The sequence below is a fragment of the Myroides odoratus genome, assembly GCF_001549985.1.
Lineage (GTDB): Bacteria > Bacteroidota > Bacteroidia > Flavobacteriales > Flavobacteriaceae > Flavobacterium > Flavobacterium odoratum_A.
The window spans coordinates 1-22,612 of the sequence record NZ_LROZ01000004.1 but is presented as its reverse complement, the minus strand read 5'-3'; the positions used below and the strand labels follow the sequence as shown (position 1 = coordinate 22,612).

The 22,612-nt window shown below is 32.6% G+C and carries 13 protein-coding genes and 1 pseudogene; all 14 read right to left on the bottom strand.

From position 1 onward, the window contains the following. Positions 1-529: 529 nt before the first annotated feature. Positions 530-2,449 (bottom strand): hypothetical protein, encoded by a 1,920-nt coding sequence (locus AWV75_RS05910; protein WP_060873507.1) that lies wholly within the window; start codon positions 2,447-2,449, stop codon positions 530-532. Positions 2,450-3,837: 1,388 nt separating this feature from the next. Continuing rightward, positions 3,838-4,473, bottom strand: coding sequence for a helix-turn-helix domain-containing protein (locus AWV75_RS05905; RefSeq protein ID WP_060873506.1), 636 nt, complete (start codon positions 4,471-4,473; stop codon positions 3,838-3,840). Between the two features lie 265 nt (positions 4,474-4,738). After that, positions 4,739-5,062 (bottom strand): import component protein, encoded by a 324-nt coding sequence (locus AWV75_RS05900; RefSeq protein WP_060873505.1) that lies wholly within the window; start codon positions 5,060-5,062, stop codon positions 4,739-4,741. A gap of 26 nt (positions 5,063-5,088) precedes the next feature. Then, positions 5,089-5,421, bottom strand: a complete 333-nt coding sequence (locus AWV75_RS05895; protein ID WP_156424176.1) for a hypothetical protein — start codon at positions 5,419-5,421, stop codon at positions 5,089-5,091. After that, the gene (locus AWV75_RS05890) at positions 5,405-5,851 is read right to left on the bottom strand and encodes a transposase (protein ID WP_060873672.1); all 447 of its coding nucleotides are present in this window, start codon (positions 5,849-5,851) and stop codon (positions 5,405-5,407) included. The genes AWV75_RS05895 and AWV75_RS05890 overlap by 17 nt, the downstream gene beginning before the upstream one ends. 140 nt (positions 5,852-5,991) lie before the next feature. Further along, the gene (locus tag AWV75_RS05885) at positions 5,992-7,008 is read right to left on the bottom strand and encodes a helix-turn-helix domain-containing protein (protein ID WP_060873503.1); all 1,017 of its coding nucleotides are present in this window, start codon (positions 7,006-7,008) and stop codon (positions 5,992-5,994) included. 9 nt (positions 7,009-7,017) lie between these two features. Beyond that, positions 7,018-7,998, bottom strand: a complete 981-nt coding sequence (locus tag AWV75_RS05880; protein ID WP_060873502.1) for a helix-turn-helix transcriptional regulator — start codon at positions 7,996-7,998, stop codon at positions 7,018-7,020. Between the two features lie 254 nt (positions 7,999-8,252). Beyond that, complete coding sequence (locus AWV75_RS05875; protein ID WP_060873501.1) at positions 8,253-10,217, bottom strand: OmpA family protein; 1,965 nt, start codon at positions 10,215-10,217, stop codon at positions 8,253-8,255. 12 nt (positions 10,218-10,229) lie between these two features. Further along, complete coding sequence (locus AWV75_RS05870; RefSeq protein ID WP_060873500.1) at positions 10,230-11,162, bottom strand: PorP/SprF family type IX secretion system membrane protein; 933 nt, start codon at positions 11,160-11,162, stop codon at positions 10,230-10,232. 12 nt (positions 11,163-11,174) lie between these two features. Next, positions 11,175-12,452, bottom strand: coding sequence for a gliding motility-associated C-terminal domain-containing protein (locus tag AWV75_RS05865; protein ID WP_082711042.1), 1,278 nt, complete (start codon positions 12,450-12,452; stop codon positions 11,175-11,177). A gap of 72 nt (positions 12,453-12,524) precedes the next feature. After that, positions 12,525-14,381, bottom strand: a complete 1,857-nt coding sequence (locus tag AWV75_RS05860) for a hypothetical protein (protein WP_156424175.1) — start codon at positions 14,379-14,381, stop codon at positions 12,525-12,527. 120 nt (positions 14,382-14,501) lie between these two features. After that, complete coding sequence (locus tag AWV75_RS05855) at positions 14,502-15,803, bottom strand: peroxiredoxin family protein (RefSeq protein WP_060873497.1); 1,302 nt, start codon at positions 15,801-15,803, stop codon at positions 14,502-14,504. A gap of 65 nt (positions 15,804-15,868) precedes the next feature. Next, positions 15,869-19,309, bottom strand: a complete 3,441-nt coding sequence (locus AWV75_RS05850) for a hypothetical protein (protein WP_060873496.1) — start codon at positions 19,307-19,309, stop codon at positions 15,869-15,871. An 84-nt stretch (positions 19,310-19,393) separates the two neighbouring features. After that, a pseudogene (locus tag AWV75_RS05845) lies at positions 19,394-22,612 on the bottom strand (FISUMP domain-containing protein); the annotation flags it as partial.

The following is a 22,612-nucleotide window of genomic DNA, read 5'->3' as shown; positions in this document are numbered from 1 at the left end:
CTAAACTTATTAACTCTGATAAACAATTTATTTTTTATAAGATGAATTACTATTAGTTCTTATACCAATGAGATTTCAGTCCCTTTCACCAATTAAAATAAAGGATATGAAATGCCATCTAAAATTTAAAATTGCATATAAAGATATTATATTCAACCTTTTTTTAAAACACAACTATTCTAACACTATACCTCGCAATTTATTTATACAAAAAAACACCAATAGTTTTAACTAATGGTGTCTAAAAAAATTAAATTTATATTTAAATACATTTGTATTACTTCTTAAAAATAGTATTACTAAAATTACTATTAGTACAACAAACTAGCGAAATATAATTGAGAGCTTTATATCAACTAAGCTAACCACATTCTAAAAGTCTAATATTTAAATAGTAGTCTATACCATTATACTACACTAATATATAAAACAAACTACCCTTTACTATCGTTTTATTTTAAGTTAAAAATATATTTATTTCACTCTCATTATTTAAAACACTTCAAAATCGAAGCTCTGATTTTTTAACTCAAATGACTGGTGGCATTTGGCAAGTACAAAATGGTATCCATACTCCAGTAGAAGCATCATAATAATAAAGACCCCTTGATTTTACATTTTGCGTCTTATAAGTACTAGATCCAGAACTATCTGTTATAAATACTAATGTGCCATCGTGTTGGGTGGTATAAGCTGCATCTTTAGATTTAAGCTGAATTAATGTCAAACGAGGTAATAGTAAACCATCCGCTCTTAAATTATCAGTTACATCTGCATCTATCTGTAAAGTAGTAACAGGTGCCGTAGTACCAACTCCTACCTTTGTAGAAGGTTTATCATGATTATTTACACCTTTAATACTACCTAAAACCATAGAATTACTATTAGTGGCCATAGAATTTGCACCAATAACTATAGAATTATTAACACCTTCAGAAAGCATAGCATATGTTCCTATTGCTACATTATATTCATTGGATTCCAATGTTGCCAACGCAGCTACTCCAATAGCAACATTACCCCCGTTACCTTTATTATTACGCAAAGCAAAAGATCCGAGAGCAATATTATCTTTTCCATCTCTATTTAAGTCCAAAGCCCCAACCCCAATTGCAATATTTTGATTACCAGTAATATTACTTACCATTGCTCCTCCAATTGAAATATTAGCACTTCCTGTCATATTAGAAATTAATCCTGACCTTCCAATTGCAATATTACTAGCTCCTGTGGTATTTACTTTTAATGCACCACCACCTACTGCAACATTATTATAACCAGAAGTAGTGTTAAGTAATGATTCGTAACCAAAAGAAGTATTTGAACTAGTTATGGCCCCAGCTATTATATTATTTCTTTTAAACACTACATCTACATTATTAGTAGAGCCTATGAAATCAGTTGCTGTAAGTTGATTTCCTTCTAAATTCCAGCTATTTTTTGGAGCAACCCATGTAGCATTACCCACATTATCAGATGTTAATATCTTACCTACCTCAGGCGTACCACTACTTACTTGTAATACACCAGATATAGTTATAGGGGTTGCTACTGTTAATCTTTTCGTTCCTGTTATATTGGTATCTTGTGACAATTGACCTCCCAGCGTAATAACATTATACTGATTTAAGGTTAGTCCATTAGCTACTTTTGTCTCGATAGCTTTCCATTGATAAGCCTTTGCATCATAATAATAGAAGCCAGTTCTTATAACATTTTGTGTTTTTGATGAAAATGCACGCATACCGGAACCAGAACCAGAACCAGAACCATTAACATCATCTATAACGTAAATTAAGGTAGCATTTTGAGCAAAATCATAAACATCATCACTTTTTGCTTGAAGATCAGAAAGTAAAATACGAGGTATTAATACACCATCTGGTTGGTCTGCTTGTCCAGAAGCTTCAATTTGTAAAGTAGCCTTTGGATTTTGAGTAAAAACCCCGACTCTGGCCATTTGATAAATATTTTGTGTATTATCAGTTGCTTGTGTTTGAGTAGTAGCATCATACCATGGTTGCCCAGGAATATCTCCACCTTCAAATGATTTCCAATATCCGTTAACTACTGAAGTTCCATCTGCATTATCGGGATTAAAAAAATAATAGAATCCTGGTTTAACAGCAACAACCTGCCCTGATTTAGAAACATCTGTCAAAGTATTACCTGTTGCTGAATTATAAACAACCATACCATTAAAAGCTGTTGGAAACGAAATACCGTCTAAATTATCGGTTTTAAAAGCCCATTTGGTTAAATCGGTACTAGGAAAATATAATCCTTTGTTTTGGTTGTTAGGTACACCATTTGTATATTCAGACGCATCTAAAAATGGATGATCAAATGTAATGGTCGTATTAGGTACCATTGACGTATTGATTTGTGCTAAGCCCTTACCTACTATAGATAAAAAAGCAATTACAGAATATTTTTGTAGTTTATTCATTTTATATATAAATAATAGAAATTAAACACTTGCGTTTTTTAGCATTCATACTAATTAAATATACTATCGTAAAACAATAAGTTTAATCACTATGCACTCAAAAATTTCACCTATTTCCCCCAAAAACTTGGGCATAATAATAACAACCTCATGAGCTAACATTAATTATTTTACCTATAGATGTACCGACTACACTACTAACAAATATCATTACACCTTTTTGTTCAGCACTATAAGCATCATCTTTTGATTTTAGATCTTATAATGTAATACGAGGAATAATCAATGCATCTGCTCTAGTATTATCAAAGATACCTGCATCTATCTTTAAAATAACAACAAGTGTCACAGTACCAATACCTACTTTTGTAAAAGGTTCAGTATCCGAATATCGTTCTTCTTCGCTCCAAGAATTATAGAATACAAGCTAGTAGCCTTTACTCTATAACCTATAACTATTATCGCTTTAAGATTATCAGAAATTTCTGTTCTATAAATAATACCAATATTTGAATCTCCATATTTCATTTGATTTATAGCATAATATCATATATCAATATTTTTTTCACCAGAAATCATATAATCACAGAAAAAAACAATATTTATATGTAATGTAGAAAATATTTTATACTGTTAAGTCACTGTAGGCTCCCCCATTCTACTTTATCTGCAGTACTTAGATCTTTTTTAACAAGATATCTTTGAGCATTTATTGTCTAAACTAACATCTGTATATATATTTTTAAGTTTTCGATTTTCCTTTTCAAGCGCTTTTAAACGTTTCAACTCTTGTTTTTCGATTCAACCATAATTCTTTCTTCAGTAATAAAACGTACGCTTATCAATATCAAATATCAAGATATTTCCTTTGCAGATCTTCCTTATCTAATTTTTAAGGAAGCCGCCTACAGAATAAGTGATACAGTTTGAATGTAAACACAGACCCGAATCGAAACGTAATATCAACAAAAAAAAAAAAATAACCATTGCAATAAAGCGTTAGGAAATAAATATTCTAAAAAATATATCAAAAAAGGGAAAGCCTTCACATTAGGCACTCCATTTTTTTTAAAATTAAAACGTATTGAACTACTTTTTAAACAATTATTTAATACTAAAAATAACTAACATACATAATCAATTTCGATTTTTCTGCTTATAATATCTAATCAGTTTAAGTATCAGTATAATACTTGTAATACCGTACAAAAAAACTACTGAACTAATTTCCATTAATTCAAATAGATGTTGATGTTTCATTTGAGATTTTTTAAAAGTTAATTAATTTATAGGAATATATTTTACTCAACTTACCGCCACTAAAAACTCTTAAAAAGAGTACTAAAATTAAACTGCACGTTAAAATAAATCTAATAAAAAAAGAAGTACTATTGTACATGATTATAAAAACCTTTACACAAAAAAAGTTCTAAACTATCTTTAAGATCCACATTGACACTCTTTTTATTACCCAAATCAAGCTGTAAGAAATTTAAATCAAAATCTATAGCCACCAATTTAGCATATAAAAAACCTTTATCCTTTACTAAAAAAATATAAGTTTCTTCTATCTTTAATTCATCCCAACTCACTTTCTTACAGAAAGTAAAAAGAATTTTACTTTTTAGTGATTTTTCATTTTCTACAGCAATCTCTATAACAATATCAAAATCGAAATCTTTAAGTAAATAAATAACAGGCATTATCTCAGTATTCTTAAAAATAGGATTAAAATAATAATCCCAATAATTGTGAATATATAAAATAGGAACTTTAACATAGTTATTCTCAAGACTTTTTATAAAACTATTTTCAAAAAATAAATAATTCAAGTCTATATTATATTTTAAACATATCTCTAATAATATATGACAAGGCATTGAATCTCTAATTATCCATGACGAGATTGTATTAGGTTTAACACCAATAAATTTAGCTAATTCATTTGATTTTTTAAATCCTAATTTAATTTTAAGTTTATTTAGTATATCTCTTGTAGATGATAATTTAATTTCTTCATTCATTATTATTAATTTAACTATTAAGGCAAGTACTCCAATAATATACTTTTATTATGTTTTCATCCAATCTTATCTAATAGAACTACTAAAAAATTATTAATATAAGATTTTATGCACTAGGAGTTGAACTAAGCCAAATAATAAAACATCAACTCAATATTGCATATCGTTTTTTATTGTTGTTTTTTTAAGAAATAAGTATTATTGAAATACTTTCAACTAACAGTATCAAAAAAGAAGCTCCTTAATAGGAGCTTCTATTATGGAATTAGTCAATAAATTTGAAACTATTTTCAAACCACTTACCAATTAGAGGTAATGGTGTTTTTTCAGAATTCGAGGCTCTTACTATACCTAAAATTATAAAAACCAAGAAAATAATTCCAAAGTATCCTATAAAGGATAAGAAAGGTGCCATAAATACAATTATACTAACTATAATATTAAATACTATGGCAATAATAAGCACCCCTAAAGCTTGTTTCAAATGATATTTTAATAAATCATCTGCCTTTTCTTTCCCTATAAAATATGCTACCAACCATCCTATTAAAGTGATGTAAGAAATAATTGACAAGATTTTGTTATTCATAATTCTATTTCTGTTAATGTATTTTTTTAAATATTAAACATTTTTCTCTTCTTTTTCCAACTTGCTAAAGTATTTCTACTAATTCTAAAGAAATTAGACACATCTACATTACTAAGAGAATTTTCCTCTTGAAATTTCAAAATCTTCATAACACTAATTAAATCATAAGACTTGAATTTTTGATTATTCCATTCCTTAATATTATCAAATTGATAAAACAACAAATTATTAAGTTCTATAACTTGTATACTATTTGTTATATCTACTGATAAAAGAGAAGAAAATTCTTCTACTCTTTCTGGGAATTGCTTTTCAATTAAATCTCTATAAATATTATTATAATTAGGTCCATTTTTCATTATTTTCAATATTTGAATATTTGTGTAACCATCTATATAAAGTGTTTTTAGGGATATTATATTCCTTTATTACCTCCCTTTTTGTTTTTTCATTAGTTAGAATCTGTTGAATTATGAAATTAATAATTTCCTTTGTATAAATATTCTTCCTGAAAGTAGGCAAACTACTTTCTTTTTTTGCTAGATTAGTCAAGTCTACACGTTGTGGAGAATAAAACACTAAATGCCCACTATAAAGTCTAAAAAAATCGTACTCTAGAATTTTTGACCATCTCAATAACAACTCGGTTGAAATCGTTTTTTCTTCATAACTTTTTAAAACTTCTTCTTCACTCATATTTAAAAAATCAGACAACCTTGATGATTCTATTTCTAACTCTTCTACTCTCTCTTTTAAGAATTTCCCAATGTGGATATCTTTTAAAAACATCATTTAAAATTTAAATTTCTAATTCAGGATAACTATGATACAAAAATACAAGTGCTGAATATTTCAAATGATACATAAAAAAATATAAAAACAAAAAAAAAAGCTTTTTTTTAGTAGCTAGTATTCTACAAAACTTAAACTCATCTCTTAATAATTCTATTACTATTATTCTTTTGATATACGCTTTCCATGGGGTATAAACCAAACTCTTTATAGTATAATAATGAAAAATAAGATGCTTTTTGAAAACCTAAAAAATATGCCACATCATATACTCGTTTGAATTCACCACTCTCTAGTAATTTTTTTGCTAGTAATAATTTCTCCTTTCTAAATAAACTAACTGGTGTTAAGCCATATATCTCTTTGAAGAGATTAATATATTTTGAAACAGACATATTAGCATATTTAGCTAGTGCTATCATACCAGGAAATGGAATATAAAGATTAGAAAGTAAAAATTTATGGCTTCTAATTATAGCTTCTCGATCACCTACATACATATTTGACGATGAAATATCTAAGATTAATCTATCGGTAAAATACCCTAATAAATTATACGACACACTTTTTAGTATAAATTCATAATTAAAATCGTCAATTTTATACTGTTGTAATTTATAAAGCATCATTTTACTCTTACTATCAATTAATCCATAGAAAAATTTTTGATTTTCAATTAACAAAAAATTAAATTTAGCCAATAATATATCATCATTTAACATTGACTTTAAAAAAGTTTTTCTGATAAAAATCCTTAAAAAAAAAACTCTTTCATCCTTTTTTGCTCGATAAGTACTACTAATAGAACTATCAACTATTGCAAAAGTAAAACTCGAATCTATACCTGTAATATGTTTAATTCCTTCTAAGATATGTTCATTTAAAAATTCACTCATGTCATAATAAATAATCCAACATTCATCCATACTTGGAAAACGAGTAAATTCAATTGACTGCATAAATTTCATATCAATTACCAGCACTGAAACATCAGGTAAAATTTCTAAAAAATAGGATCCTCCTTGGGCTATATCTTCAGGGAAAATCAGTAGCCTATCATCAACTAATTGACAACCTAATTCCGAAACAAATTTTCGCAACCATTTTGGATCTAAACTAAACTCATGTCCGAATTTTAATAAAGAATCTTTCATAAAAATAAATTAAAAGTAACTTTGATATTCTTTTGGGAACACGCCAAACATCTTTTTAAAGCTTTTAGCAAAATAAGAACTACTACCATAATTCAACTTTTCTACTATCTCATTTACTCGATAATTTCTTGATTCCAACAATTCCTTAGAATAATAAAGTTTATTTGTATAGAAAAATTTATTAGGAGGTAAACCTGTGATTTTTAAAAACAACTTCTTATACTTTGAAGTAGACATGGATACTTCACTAGCTAGCAAATCTATACCTGGAAATTGTCCTTCTAAAGACTCTAATAGGCTAATCTTAGAATATAATATTCTCTGAAAATCTTCATTTAAAACATCGCTAATGATGATTTTTTTTGTATTTAATTTTTCTAAATAATTATTTAGCAAACCATATACGAGTCCCTTAAGAAAATTATCAAAATACAAATGCTGATAAGAGATTTTTCTAAAATCATTAATTAAAGCTGAACTACTACTAGGCATTCGATCCATATAAACAATTATGTTTTGATTTGCATCAAAAATTGAGTGCACATTTTGTTTAATATTTGGAATCTTAAAAAAAATATTTTTTAAAGTATCACGCTTAACAAAAACACAAATTGAATATACAGAAGTTCCCTTTTCCACTTTGTATTCGGAAAAAACATTTGAATCAATAATCAAAAAATTGTAATTAAGTCTTCCAATAGAATTAAATTTGTTATCAATGGTGAAATTGACATCACTCGTTGTAATATAAAAGTAAAGTCCTATATATTCAACTCCTTGACATTTATAACTTATGGTAGCATCCTCTTTATAGTATAAATCTGTCAACATAACAAAAATATCTGATTCGATGGGAGTTAGATAATGAGTACCTTCATAAAAAGAATTATTTCCTCTTATAAATTTTCCATCAACATTACCTCCCATAGATTCTGCAACTATAGTACTCCAATCTAAGTTGATTGCACAATCGTGATTTATTATTTTCATCTTGAATTAAAAAAAATGATTATCCTAAAATTTTATTATTGTCTATATATTTAATAATTACCGGAGCATCTCTATAATTCCAATTACTTAACAAAAAAAATAAATTAAAAATAATAACACACTAAAAATAATAAAAAAAAATAAATAACTTTATTTTTTAACAAATTAATGAAATAAAAAAGGGCTAAAAAAGGGCTAAAATAGTCAAGAAACCATTTCAACCCTAATTCAACAAACTACAAATAGACTAGAAATTAGATCTCCAATATAATAAACTCAGATCTTCGGTTCTTTTCATGCTCAGCTTCAGTACATTTTACACCTTTACCACAATTATTCAGTAAATGTCTTTGACCATATCCTCGTCCTGTTAATCGCATTGGATCAATACCATGATCGACCATCCACTTAATAGTTGATTGGGCACGTTGATTAGATAAAGTCTTATTATAAGATTCACTTCCTCTACTATCAGTATAAGATCGAATATCAATTTTCATCGTTGGATACTCTTTCATAACTTCCAAAACCTTCATAAGCTCAATAGCAGTTTCTTTCCGAATATTTGATTGATTAAAATCAAAATGAATAGGTTGAAGTTCTAACTTTTCAAATAAATCATCCTCTATTGTCAATAATTTTTTTGTTTCCTCTAATCCTATACTTACTATTTTATTTTCTTGTTCCTGATTTATATTTAAAACAACTTCAACAGTATTATAAAACTCTTTCTCAACTTTTATACGATATTTATGACCACATTCTAGATGAGAGGTTATGAAATTTCCACTATTATTAGTATAAACTGTATCGCTTTTCTCATATAACGCATCTGAAATAATAACAGTAGCATTAGATAATACTTCATTAGTATCTTTATCATATACTTTTCCTTCAAGGATTTTTTTGCAAGGATTTTCTACTACTAAGTAGATATCATCAGAACCATTACCTCCAACTCGATTTGAACTCACAAATCCCTTTCCTTGTTTAGGTTCAAAATAGAAACCAAAATCGTCTAAACTACTATTTATTGGTTTTCCCATATTTCTAACAGGGCCTAAACTACCATCAGGATATATTTTTGATACAAAAACATCCATACCTCCTAAACCAGGATGGCCATCAGAAGAAAAATATAATTGATAATCTGAGGATATAAATGGAAAATTTTCTCTTCCTTCTGTGTTAATTACTTTTCCTAAATTTTCTATTGGTCCATATCCTCCATTTTCATACAGAGCAACACGATATAAATCTGACTGTCCCAATGTACCCTTACGATCCGAAGAAAAATATAACCATTTATCATCAGGAGTCAAGGCCGGATGGGCTGTATTAAAATTATCCGAATTAATCGGTAATTCCTCTACTAGTCCCCACTTCCCATCCGCTTGCTTGACTGACTTATATAACTTTAAAAAAGAAAAATTCTCTTTATTTTGCTTACTATTGCCACTCAATTTGGAATTATTGCGAGTAAAATACATCGTCTTCCCATCTTTAGTAAAAACAGCTGTAGCATCATTAACTTTAGAATCAATTTCCGGTGCAAAAAGTACTGGTTCTTCCAAAAAACCATTTGAGGCAATTTTAGATTCATATAAACTTGTATAACTTTCATTGTTCCAAGAATGAATTCCATTTTTATCATTATTCATTGAACGCGATGAAGTGAAAACAAACTTATTATCTAAAATTGTTCCTCCATAATCAGAATACTTACTATTAATATCCAAAAGTGTGACACTGTAGCGATCTGAATGATTTTCTATATAAGTTAAATAATCTCTATTTTTATTATATAAATCTACTCTAGAGTCTTGGTTTTCTATAATAGCAAACTGATCCAACATTTGTTGAGATTTATTGTAATCTCCAACTGATTTTAAAGTTTGTGAATAACGATAATAATATTCTGAAGGTAATTCGGACAAGTTTTTATCTTGATAATGGCCATCAAATAATTCAGTATACCATTTATTTGCTTCTATCAACTTACCATTAAAGTAATAGGAATCAGCTAATTTCTCCAAAATTGATGTATTTACATACCCTTTATTAGCAATACTTTCATATACTTTTATTGCATCTACATAAGCCATTTGATTAAAGCTCTTATCCGCTTGTTTCTCTTTTTTAATTTGACTATATCCAACAATAGATCCACCTATTAAAAGCATAGACATCAAAGTAAGTTTTTTTATATTTTTACCCATAATTTTAACTTTTTAAAAAAATCTAGGCGCTACTATACGCTTAAAACTATTAAACAAAGTGAATCGCATAAAAATCTCATGTGATCCTGAACTATAACGAGCTAGTTTTGTTGTATCCGCATCGTAACTATAACCCACAAAAATATTATCAGAGACTTGAGCTCCTACAAGACCACTTATTGAAGCATCCCAACGGTAGGCTGCTCCAAGTGTAAACTTATCTACAAACATAAAGTTGGCAGTTAAGTCAACTTGTAAAGGAGAGCCTTGTACTAATTTTACCATAGTAGCAGGTTTAAACTTCAAATTTGGATTTAAATCAAAAATATATCCTCCAGTTAAATATAAGTGCATTTTCTCGCGTAACGTTTTAACATTATTATCATCATAACGGGAGCGCGTTAACAAAGTCGGTGTAGATAAACCAACATATGATTTATCTGAATACAAAAATAATCCCGCCCCTATATTAGGTGTAAATTCATTTTTAATATCGCTTTCAATAACAGGATCAGTTGGATTATAAATATGTAATTTACTGTAGTTTACATCTAGTAAATTTGCCGATCCCTTTAATCCAAAGGCCAATTTATATTCATAATTCAAATCAATAGCATATGATAAATCAATAGATAAGGTATTTTCATCCATCACTCCTAAGTGATCATTCATAAAATTCACTCCTAATCCCAAACCTGAATCCCCTAGAGGAGTATTCACCGATAGTGTTGCTGTTTTAGGTGCTCCCTCTAGCCCAACCCACTGAGTGCGGTACAATCCAAAAATATTCAAACCTTCTCTACTACCAGCATAAGCAGGATTGAAGCTCGAATGATTATACATATACTGGGTGTACTGTGAATCTTGTTGTGCATATGTCTGTTCTAAACAAAACAAAACAAAACCTCCAAGAAAAATCGTTTTTAGTGTATTTATTGCTTTCATCTACTTTAATATTTAATTGGATTCTAAATGTAAATTAGCAGCTTTTCTAATCATACGGCTACCGTTATCATCTTTATACTCATAGTTAATCACATAATAGTAAGTACCACTTGGTAATTTTTTATTTTTATCAACTGTAACTTTACCACCAGAATAACCTGTAAATACGTTAGTACTACCATCTCCATTTGAATCATAATTAGTAGTCTCATAAACCTTCACTCCCCAACGATTGTAAATTTCAACACGATTATTAGGATATTTGTTAATGTTCTCTATAATAAAGTAATCATTCTTACCATCATTATCAGGTGTCACAAGATTGTAAATGACAACGTCTCCTTCTAAATTCCAACCTTTTTTTACTGTTGCTAGTGTAAAGACCCCATAGCCTTTTACTGTAGAGATAGTTGTAATTTCTTTAGAAGACATATCAACGACTCCTCCTTCATCAACCCATAACTCTTGATCTGAATCCCAACGAACAATATGCATGTTATTTTCAACATCATTCAATAATGTAGCGGGTGTTGTACGCTCATCCCAACTCAAAGTCAATAAAATGTCACCTGCAGTATTATCTGCTCTATCAATTATCCAATATTCTTTATTATTTAATTCTTGAATCAATCCAGATTTAGTAACGTGTTTATTAAAAAAATCTTCATCCTCAAATACATACTTACCTACAAAAACATCTTTTGAATTTTTTGAAGCAGATATCTTCGCATAGCGATATTTTTTCTTATTACCAATAGGATACTTAAAAATCTCATTCCCTTTTTTATTTACTTCCCCTTCTACATAACTCTTATCTGAAGCATTAACATGAGTAGCCCCTTTTAAAAAAAGAAATGCGCCACCTTCTTGTTTATTAACCCAGACAATACCATCCATAAAATCAACACTACCTTCAGACGAAATATCATTAGACAAATTAAAAGAATAATCATCTCCACTTTTATTAAATATCACATTATAAAAAATACTTGGTGAATCTCCACTAATATTTTGAATACTCTTGTTATCACCTTCAAACACAACTTTTCCAGTACGTTGAGTAGATGAAAAAGCGAATAGTCCATCATTTTCATAATCATCATGAAAATAAAACTCTCCATCATTGAACACATTTCCTGAAGCAGTATTTACAAAGTTAAAATAGGTAGAAACTTTAGTCTGAGGTTGTATTGACATAGTACCTATATTGGTGATTTGATGAACTTCCTGGGCTACTGAAGCAAAACTTGCCAGCATTATTCCAGATAGTAAGGCTATATTTTTTTTCATATTAACAATTTTATTTATATTATTTTATAAAAAACATATTTCTTTTATAGAGATAATTTATTAATTTTTTAACTAAATGACTGGTGGGGTTGATTGACAAGCACAAAATGATTTCCATAGTCCCACAGGAGCATCATAATAATAAAAACCTCTAGAAGTTATGTTATTTGTTTTAGTTGTAACTGATCCATTTATTACAGTAACAAATACCATTGCACCGTCTTGTTCAGTACCATAAGCATTATCTTTTGCTTGTAGTTGTACTCTTGTCATACGAGGAACTATTAATGCATCTGCCCTAGTATTATCAGTAGTATCAGCATCTATTTGTAAAGAAGTAACAGGAGCAGTAGTACCAATACCAACTTTAGTAGAAGGTTTGTTATACCCATTTTCTCCATTAATACTACCTAAAATCATAACATCACTAATAGTGGCTTTAGATTTTGTACCAATAACTATAGAATTATTGACACCTTCAGAAACCCGACTACTTAATCCTATTGCTATATTATTTTCATTAAAGTTCGTTTCCATCATTGCAGCCATTCCAATAGCAATATTACCGTTACTTTTATTATTACGTAAAGCAAGAAAACCGAGAGCAATATTATCATTTCCATCTGGATTTAAGTACAAAGCACTAGGACCTAATGCTATATTCCTACTACCAGTTATATTACCAATCATTGCTCCTCCAATTGCAATATTACCATCTCCTATCGTATTAAGGCCTAATACACCATGTCCAATTGAAATATTATCAGCTCCTGTCGTATTTTCTTTTAATGCATTACGACCTATTGCAACATTTCCATACCCAGATGTATTATTAAGTAATGATTCCTGACCAAAAGAAGTGTTACGAGTACTTATAGCCCCAGCTATTATATTATTTCTTTTAAATACTAAATCTACATCATTGGTAGAACCAATAAATTCGGTTCCAGTAAGTTGATTTCCTTGTAAACTCCAGTTTGAAGGTACAACCCATGAAGCATTACCTGTAGTATCTGATGTTAATACTTTTCCTGTACCTGGTGTACCACTACTTATTTTTAACTCTCCTGAAATTGTAGTTGGTGTTGCAAATGTAAGTCTGCTTGTTCCTGTAATATTTGTAGCTTCTGTTAATTGACCTCCCAACTTAACTTCATTATATAGCGTTTGCGTTAAACCGTTAGATGCTTTTGTTTGTAAAGCTTTCCATAACAAATCGTTTGCATCATAATAATAGAAACCGCTCTCAAGTACATAATCTGCTTTTGAAGCAGGACCTCCAGGACCAACACCACCAACACCACCTCCAGGAGGTCCAACAGGAAGACCATTACCTAAATCGTTTATAACATATATCAAAGTAGCATTTTGTGCAACATCATACGCTGTGTCTTTTGTTTGAAGATCTGACAACAAAATACGAGGTATTAATAACCCATCTGGTTGGTCTGCTTGCCCAGAAGCTTGAATTTGTAAAGTGGCATCTGGGTTTTGGGTATAAACTCCCACTCTACCCATTTGATAAATATTTTGTGTATTATCAGTTGCTTGTGTTTGAGTAGCTGCATCATACCACGGTTGTGCTGGAGCGTCTCCAGCATTAAATGCTTTCCAATATCCGTTGGCAATCGAAGTTCCTTCGGCATTGTTTGGGTTATAAAAATAATAAAACCCTGGTTCTACAGTTACTGTTTGCCCAGCTCTTGAAGCATCGGTCAAAGTTCTGCCTGAACCAGTATTGTAAACCATCATACCGTTAAAAGCAGTTGGAAACGTAATACCGTCTAAATTCTCGGTTTTAAACATCCATTTGGTTAAATCGGTACTTGGAAAGTACAAACCTTTGTTTTGATTGTTGGGTGTACTATTACTATATTCGGATGCATCTAAAAATGGATGGTCACTTATTATAGTTGTATTAGGTACCATTGATACATTAATTTGTGCAAAGCTTTTAGCTCCTACAAGAAAGAATACAACGAATGCGTATTTATATATTTTTTTCATTATTATATTAATTAATAGTATTATATCCCACTTTAAAATCTATTATTTCAATAATTCAGTGTCTTGCAAACGTGCATAACGACCTTGTATAACCCCTTTTTCATTTACTACATAATAAGTTGGTGTACCAATTACACCATAGTTTTTAAAATCAGGACTTGCAAAACCTCTAAAATCACAGTATTTGTTTTTCCAAGGGAAAAGATCTGATGATTTTTGGTATTCTTCTTGATCAATATCTGCTGCTATAGACACTACTTCATAGCCCTTTTTCCTTATAGTATTATAATTGGATTTAAGTATTTCCATTTCCCTGTCACAATTACTACAACCATTTTGATAAAAAATAATCAATAATTTTCCCTTAGGCAATTCCCCTTGAGTTATATTAGGGATTTTGCTTCCTTTAGTCAATCTGTATAGGTTCATTAATACTTGTAATTTTCCTATAGGATTCTTTATACGTTCATGATTTATTAAAAAATGAGCTAACTGTTCCTCTAAGTCATTCCATCCTAAAGTCTCACAAATAGTAAATAGGTTTTCACTTAAAGCTATGTAGGTTTCATCATATTTACATCTTTTTAGTAAACTTTCCATATCCTTAATAAAATCTTTATGATATGGAGTACCATTATCATAAATTACTAATAAGCCATTAAGTGTTTCAAACCACAAACCTGAGGTAAAAAGATAATCCACATCAAGGCTGTCCTTTACAAAAGCCCTAGTTTTTTCAATTTTCGCAGAATCAGCATATAAGAGACTTGTAATATCATTATTCAAATAATTATAAAACTGTATAAATTTTGACGCATATAAAGGACTTAGATTTAAACTATCTACAAATCTCAACTGCTCTTGATTAAGATTCTGAATTTCATTTACCAATTGTGGATAAAAATAGTTATCTTCTTTATATAAAAACTGAGCCTCTTTCAGTATATCTGTTTTTTTTCCACGTATAGCTTGGGACATAAACCATTGTTGTAATGATTCATTCTCGGGAGAATTACTAAAGATAACGGTACCTCCGTTAGGATATTCTTCCTTGCTGTAGATGGTAGGCGATTCATTTGAACTCACTATAAAATCTATTCCTGAGCCATTTTCAAAGTTCAACTTTACAAAACCATTATAGTCCTTATGTGGCAGTGAAGGTATACTAAGAGCCTTTCCCTGTTTATCCAAAGTCGAATAGAATATAGTATCCAGCATTGTTCCTTGTTTCAGAAGCATAGTTACCTTCTTACCAGCCAGCTTAGGAAAGTGAAGTTCAATTTCTTGACTGTATAAAGATTCCATAATAAGTAGACCAACAAAAATTAAATATATTTTCTTCATATTTTACTTTATTATACTTGATGGGGAAATAAAGTTCCCCATCAAGATGATAATATTAATCACATTTATTCTTGGATACAACGAACCTGTGCTCCTACAGCTCTAGCAACAAATCCAACACTTGGCATGCTTGTAGAATAACCTTGCTGTACAAAGAACGCAAAAGCTTCTGGCGCATTACCAGATCTATAAGCTGACGTAGTAGACCAAAGAGTTACACCATTCCCTCTAAATGCAACATCTTTTGAAGTATTTCCTGCTGCAGGTAAAGTTAACCATGCAACACTACCATCTCCATCTTTAGGTCCCACACGAATTGCTTGAGTATAACTTTGGCTTTCTGGCATAGTAGCAGAAGAACTACCCCAGTTACCTATCTTAGTAATTTTGTTATTATTTAGAACAGCTTTCCATTCTTCAGAGGTTGGTATTCTGTAGCCGCTAGGACAAGGATCATTAATCCCTTTGCCTTCTGAAACTTCCCAGAAAGATTTGTTGTTGTCTGTTATTACCATAGTGCTCCAATTTGCAATTTGTACAGTATTCAAATCAACCATTGGTGCTGCTCTATATCCATTAGGACCATCATTAGGTGCCGTTTGCCAATCTATCGTAGAATCTCCTGTTACTCCTATAGGTCCTCGTTTGCCCCATTGCACATATCCTCCCATAATTTCTTTAGAAGGTATATTAGGATCTGCGGATGTATCTGCTCCTAAGTTGTGACAAAGGAAATTTCTAAATACCCCTCCTCCCATATCTGCCATACAACAAGCACAATCTTTTATATCTACAGTAATTTTTATACGGTAATCTGTTCCTCCTCCTGTTGGTGAGCTGTTATAGATTACATAAATATCTGCTTGTAAAGCATTAGTACTAGTGAGTCCCGCAGCTCCTCCTTGTGCTGCAGGAGCATTCAGATTTTGTTTATAGTGTACCGTAAAAACTACAGGCGCTGTAATATTATTACCTGCATTCCCTCCACTAGAGCTTTCTACAATAGCTGCATTTCCCCTAGGTACTATCTCAAATCTTACATTACTTACAGTACCTACAGGGGTAAACTTATATTGTTGTATATAAGTAGATGCTTGGGTAAAATTTGCCTTTGTAGCTTGTCTTGAAGACAAAGGTCCACAACCTGTAGCACCATCGGTTTCTGCTACATCGAAACATGTGTTACCAGAAAAAGTACCCTTTCCTTGTGGCAGGAATGATGGTGAATTTGTCACTGCAATTTTAAGTTCTGTTAAACACTGTACTCCTCCAAATTGTAATGAAAAAATAGCATAATTTCCTGTACTGCCTGTTACTGTTGGCGTACCTGAAATCGTAAACTGAAAGTTTCCATTCCCACTTGCTAAGGTACCTCCTTGCAATGTAAGAGTCAAACCTCTTACCCCTGTTGAGTTGATGATTTGGGTAGAATAAACACCTCCATTACCTCCGGTATAAGGCACCAGTACCGTTCCGTTAACAGGGATTGCATAATAAGCCTGAGTTGGGCTGAAAGTAGCTGAAGTACAGTCTAATTCTGTCACACTAGCAATTGGCGCAGCAACAGGGATGCTAAAACTACATGTACTGCCCGCAAAAGTAAAATTGAAATTTGCTGTACCTGCCTTAGTGGGGTTACCTGTGATTGTAAAGGTTACACCGCCATCTCCATTCGCCAAAACTCCAGCATCTAAAATTGCTACAAGACCTGGAACACCTGAAGATGGTACAGAAAGTGACGAATAAGATCCTCCATTACCTCCGGTATACGTAACGGCATAAGTTACCCCTGTTAGTGTTTCTCCTGCTTTTGCTGATCCTGTAAGCGTACCTGCTCCACACTGAATGGTTGCTACAGCTCCTGGCAATTCGATATTCAGTTTAAATTCACAGCTTACTCCTCCAAAGTCTACAGAAAAAACGGCATCTCCCGTACCCTGAGCGGTTCCAGTGATGTTAAACACTAGCTTTCCTGAGCCATTATTTAAGGTTCCTGGGTTCAAAACTGCTGTTAAGCCCGTTACCCCTGTACTCCTGATCAACATATTGTTAAAAGATGTACCATTACCGCCTTTATAAGGCAACTCTATGAATAATCCATTGACAGGAACGCCTGCTACTACCACGTCCGTTGGTACGGCTTGTGAACAGTTCAACTCACTCACCAAAGTTTTGGATACTGCTGAACGTGTAAAATTACAACTGTTAGACACATTCAACAAATAAGAGTACGTGCCTGCACTCAAAGGAACGCCTGAAGCTTGTAAAACTATGGTCTGATTTCCTGTACCTGCAAACGTACCCGATGCAAAAAATGTTACACCGTCATTAGTTACTTGTATATCATATGTGCCGGCTGTCGTAACATTCGCTGTTACCGTTTGGGTAACTCCTGATACCTGCTGTCCTACAATCATTTCTCCTGTAGAGTCTGTACTACAATCCCAGCTCTCTACCGCTGCTGTCCCATTAGAGGAGCCGTTTTGTACATTAATGTCAAAACTACAGGATGGGGTTGTATTAAGAGTAAATGTTGTTGTTTTGGCCTCTATAGGAGTACCAATGGCCGTAAGGATAATCTCCTGAGGGCCTGTTCCGGCAAAGACGCCACTCCCGAAGAAGGTAACTCCATTGCTAGTAGCAGCGATAACATAGTTCCCTGCTTTGGTTACATCTGCTGTTATTATGTGAGTAATTCCATTGGCTGAAACGCCAGTACTTAATATACCTAAGGTGCTACCTGCGCAATTAAAGCTACTTACTGTTGCCGAGCCATTACTGGAAGGGTCTCCTCCTGTACAGCTCCATACAGGGGAGGTTGTACTTCCTGTATTAGTTTGCAAACAGTTGAGCGAGGTGTTGTAGATCATCAAACCTGTGGCTGGAGTTGTTATAGCATCTCGCTGAGCCGTGGTCATGCGGGGAAATAAAACCCCTTTATTAGTGACACTACCTGATTGAATATCTAAGGCTGCAGACTGATCAGGACTATCCGTATAAATACCTACTTGCCCCATTTGGTAAATACTCTCTGCATTGCTAGTTGCAGCTTCTTTTGACACTACACTGTACCAAGATTCTGACATAATTCCTGAAATGCCTACAGCTTTCCAATATCCGTTAGCAATCGAAGTGCCTTCTGCATTGTTTGGGTTGTAAAAATAATAAAACCCTGGTTCTACAATTACTGTTTGCCCTGATTTAGAAGCATCTGCTAAAGTACTGCCCGAACCAGTGTTGTAAACCATCATACCGTTAAAAGCGGTTGGAAACGTAATACCATCTAAATTCTCAGTTTTAAACATCCACTTGGTTAAATCGGTACTTGGAAAGTACAAACCTTTGTTTTGATTGTTGGGTGTACTATTACTATATTCGGATGCATCTAAAAATGGATGGTCACTTATTATAGTTGTATTAGGTACCATTGGTACATTAATTTGTGCAAACCCTTTACTTATCATAAGTAAAAACACAACCACAATGTATTGGTATATTTTTTTCATCTCTTATTTTTTTTCAAAATATTTTTTTAAAATACTTGTTGGGGAGAAAATTCCCCAACAAGATAAATATCATTCTGATATTGATTATTCTGCAATACAACGTACTGGTACTCCCCAGCCAAAGACAAGACCTACACTTGTATTCACCAAATCTTGTGTTAGGTATAGAATTTTTGCTGAATCACTACCAGGGTTAGTTGTAGAACTCCAGTAATAACCACTTCTACCTGGATTAGCAAGTTCTCCTGCTTTATCCTGTCCATTATATCGACCACCAGCAGCTGGTAAATATAAGTTGTCTCCTACTTTGTAGCCGTTACCCGTCCACGTCCAAGTGTTTGCCGTAGCAGTATTAGGAGCGCCACTTGTTGCAGCTTGGAAAATAGATGCCCACTGTTGTTGGGTAGGTAGTTTAAATCCGGCAGGGCATGGATCATTAACACCCTTAGGCATATTTGCATTCTGCGTACCATTTCCCCAGCGGGAAGTTTGTCCACCTCCTCTCAACCAATCTCCGCTTAGTGATCCTCCAGGAAAAGTAACAAAATATGAATTATTAGGAGTAATAGAAGTAGCTAGTACAGTGGTAGTAGCACTATTACGTTTTTGATGTCCATCGGAGCGACGCCCCCATTGGTACAATGAACCTTTGATGTCCGTATCTATAAAAAAGTTGTCTGATTTCCATACAAACGGATCAAGACTTTCGTCAGCTCCCAAGTTGTGGCACATAAATGTCAGCCAATCACCTGTAGTCGTTTTGGCTCCACAAGATAAACAATCCATAAAGCTTAAGTTCAATTCTAGTTTTTTATCTGAACCACCGCTAGTGTAAACTACATACAATTTGGCCTTCAATGCCTGGGCACGGGTAAGACCTCTCAACGTATTATCTAGATTCGGGTTGTATTTTACTGTTACCTTACATGGAGTAGAAATACCACTTCCTGAATAAGTACCATTAGGAGTGACCTCTTGGATAATACCTCCTGAAAGAGGGTCTTCCCATTCAAATCGTACATTACTCACTGATCCACTAGGTGTAAAGGTATAGACCTGAACCCCCGTATAAGGACCACTTGTATTATCCTGAGGAGTTCGATTACTGAAAACGGTTTTTTGAGTGGCACGGCTGATAAGAGTACCACATGAATTAATCCCATTATTACCTTGGGCAATATCAAAAACAATTTTTCCAGTGAAAATACCGGTACCAATAGGAAGTGTGGCAGGATCCTGAGTAACATTTACTGTAAACTGTGGTGAATTCACAATAGTAGTACATCCTCCTCCAGCATTAACCTCTGCCCAATAATAATAAGTTCCAGTAATAGATTTAGATATAGTTATTGAATTAATTGTAGAAACTATAGGTTTCGATTTATCACCAATAGTTCCTTCATACCATTTATAGGAATATGGCTGTGTTCCTGTACCTGGAAAAAGACTTAAGGTTACTACTTTATTTAGTGTTGTATTTACATTTTGAGAAGGAGCTACAGTAATATTACCTACATTCGTACAAAGTGGACTTACTGTTACAGTTTGAGATATAGGACTTCCTGTTGCATCTCCACAAGCATTCTTTGCTATACAACTTATTGTAACATTTTCATCAACAGGAAAGGTTATATTAACTGAAGATGTTCCTTGACCATTGGTAATTTGTGCACTACCAGTCACTGACCAAGTATATTGAGCTGATTGGGGAAAATCAAGGCTTACAGCAAAAGTTTTATTTTCACCCTTATTAACAGATACTGGATTACTTACCCATGAAAGCGTAGCGTAATCAGAAGCTATAATCTCCTTATGTGCAGATTCAATACTGCTGCACCCACCATTTACAGCCATCACTGTATATTTACCCGTACCCGTTATCGTAATGGAATTTGTTGTTTGCCCTACTATTTCAACACCATCTTTGAACCAAATAAATGATGTAGCTGTAGGCGAATTAACAGCTGTTAATATGGCTTGTCCACCACACAACGCATCTGTATTAGCCATAATAAAAGGAACATTAGGGGCTGTACCTGAAATAACAGTAGCTTCTACCAATGCTTCTGTAGAACAACCCGCCCCTGTGGCACGAACTCGCAAAACAAACTGATTCGAAGGTACTGGAATGTAAGCACTTACTCCTCTGGAAACTTCTTCATTGTTGATATACCAAATATATTGAGCATTAGATTCAGGATTTCCCACTTGAAGATACATTGATCCGCCCTGGCATAAACTTATAGTAGAGCCTGAAGTTATCGCCGTACCGTTTAATTTCATTTGAGGAATATCTAATGATACTCCATCCAAATTCTCTGTAACTTCAACTTCTTTGGATGGTAATGAACTACATGAACCATCCTCTACAACTACAAACCAAACACCTTTTTCTGCTTGAATTTTTCGTCCAGTTTTGGATGTTTTCACTCCATTTTTATACCAAACAATTGTACCTGTTGTAACTGAATTTACAATCAAATCCACAGTTCCGCCTGCTGAACAAGCTACTCCATTATTACCAATTACAATAAAACTAGCAGTAGAAGGGGCAATTGTAGTAGATCGTGTTACTGTAACCGCATTTCCGGCTAAAATATTACAGCCTACATTGCCCATAAAAACATCATAAACACCAGTCTGAGTAACAGTTATACTCGATACTCCACGCGCTACCTCCACTCCATTACGAGTCCAAATCAACTGATCTAAATCAGGAGTATTAGAAGGAACTGATAGAAAAGCTGCCCCACCTGCACAAAAAGAAACATTCTTATTACCACTTATTGATGGGGCTTTACCTAAACCTTCGTCACAAGGTTGACCTTGTTGTGTAAACAAAAAGTCTTTGTAAAGACCAGTACATGAACTTGTTACACGAACAATCACTGCACGTACATTAACCGAATTATTAGGTAAAAAAGATAAACGAAAAGATCCCGCAGTTTCATCTTTCTCTGAAATAGACGCATAGTCACCTCCACCTACTACAACAATAGAAAAAGGTCCGCCCAAACAATCAGGATCTGTAACAGTAAATTCATTATCGCAACCTGTACCATCGGCTGCTACAGCTGTACATGGTGCTGGACCTATTTCCATAGAACTAGAACCAGATGCTCCGATTGATTTCCAAGAACCATTAGCAACACTGGTACCATTTTCATTGTCTGTATTTTGGAAATAATAAAACCCTGGCTTAACTGATACTACTTTTCCAGATTTTGATACATCTGCCATGGTGTATCCCGAACCAGTATTGTAAACCATCATACCGTTAAAAGCGGTTGGAAACGTAATACC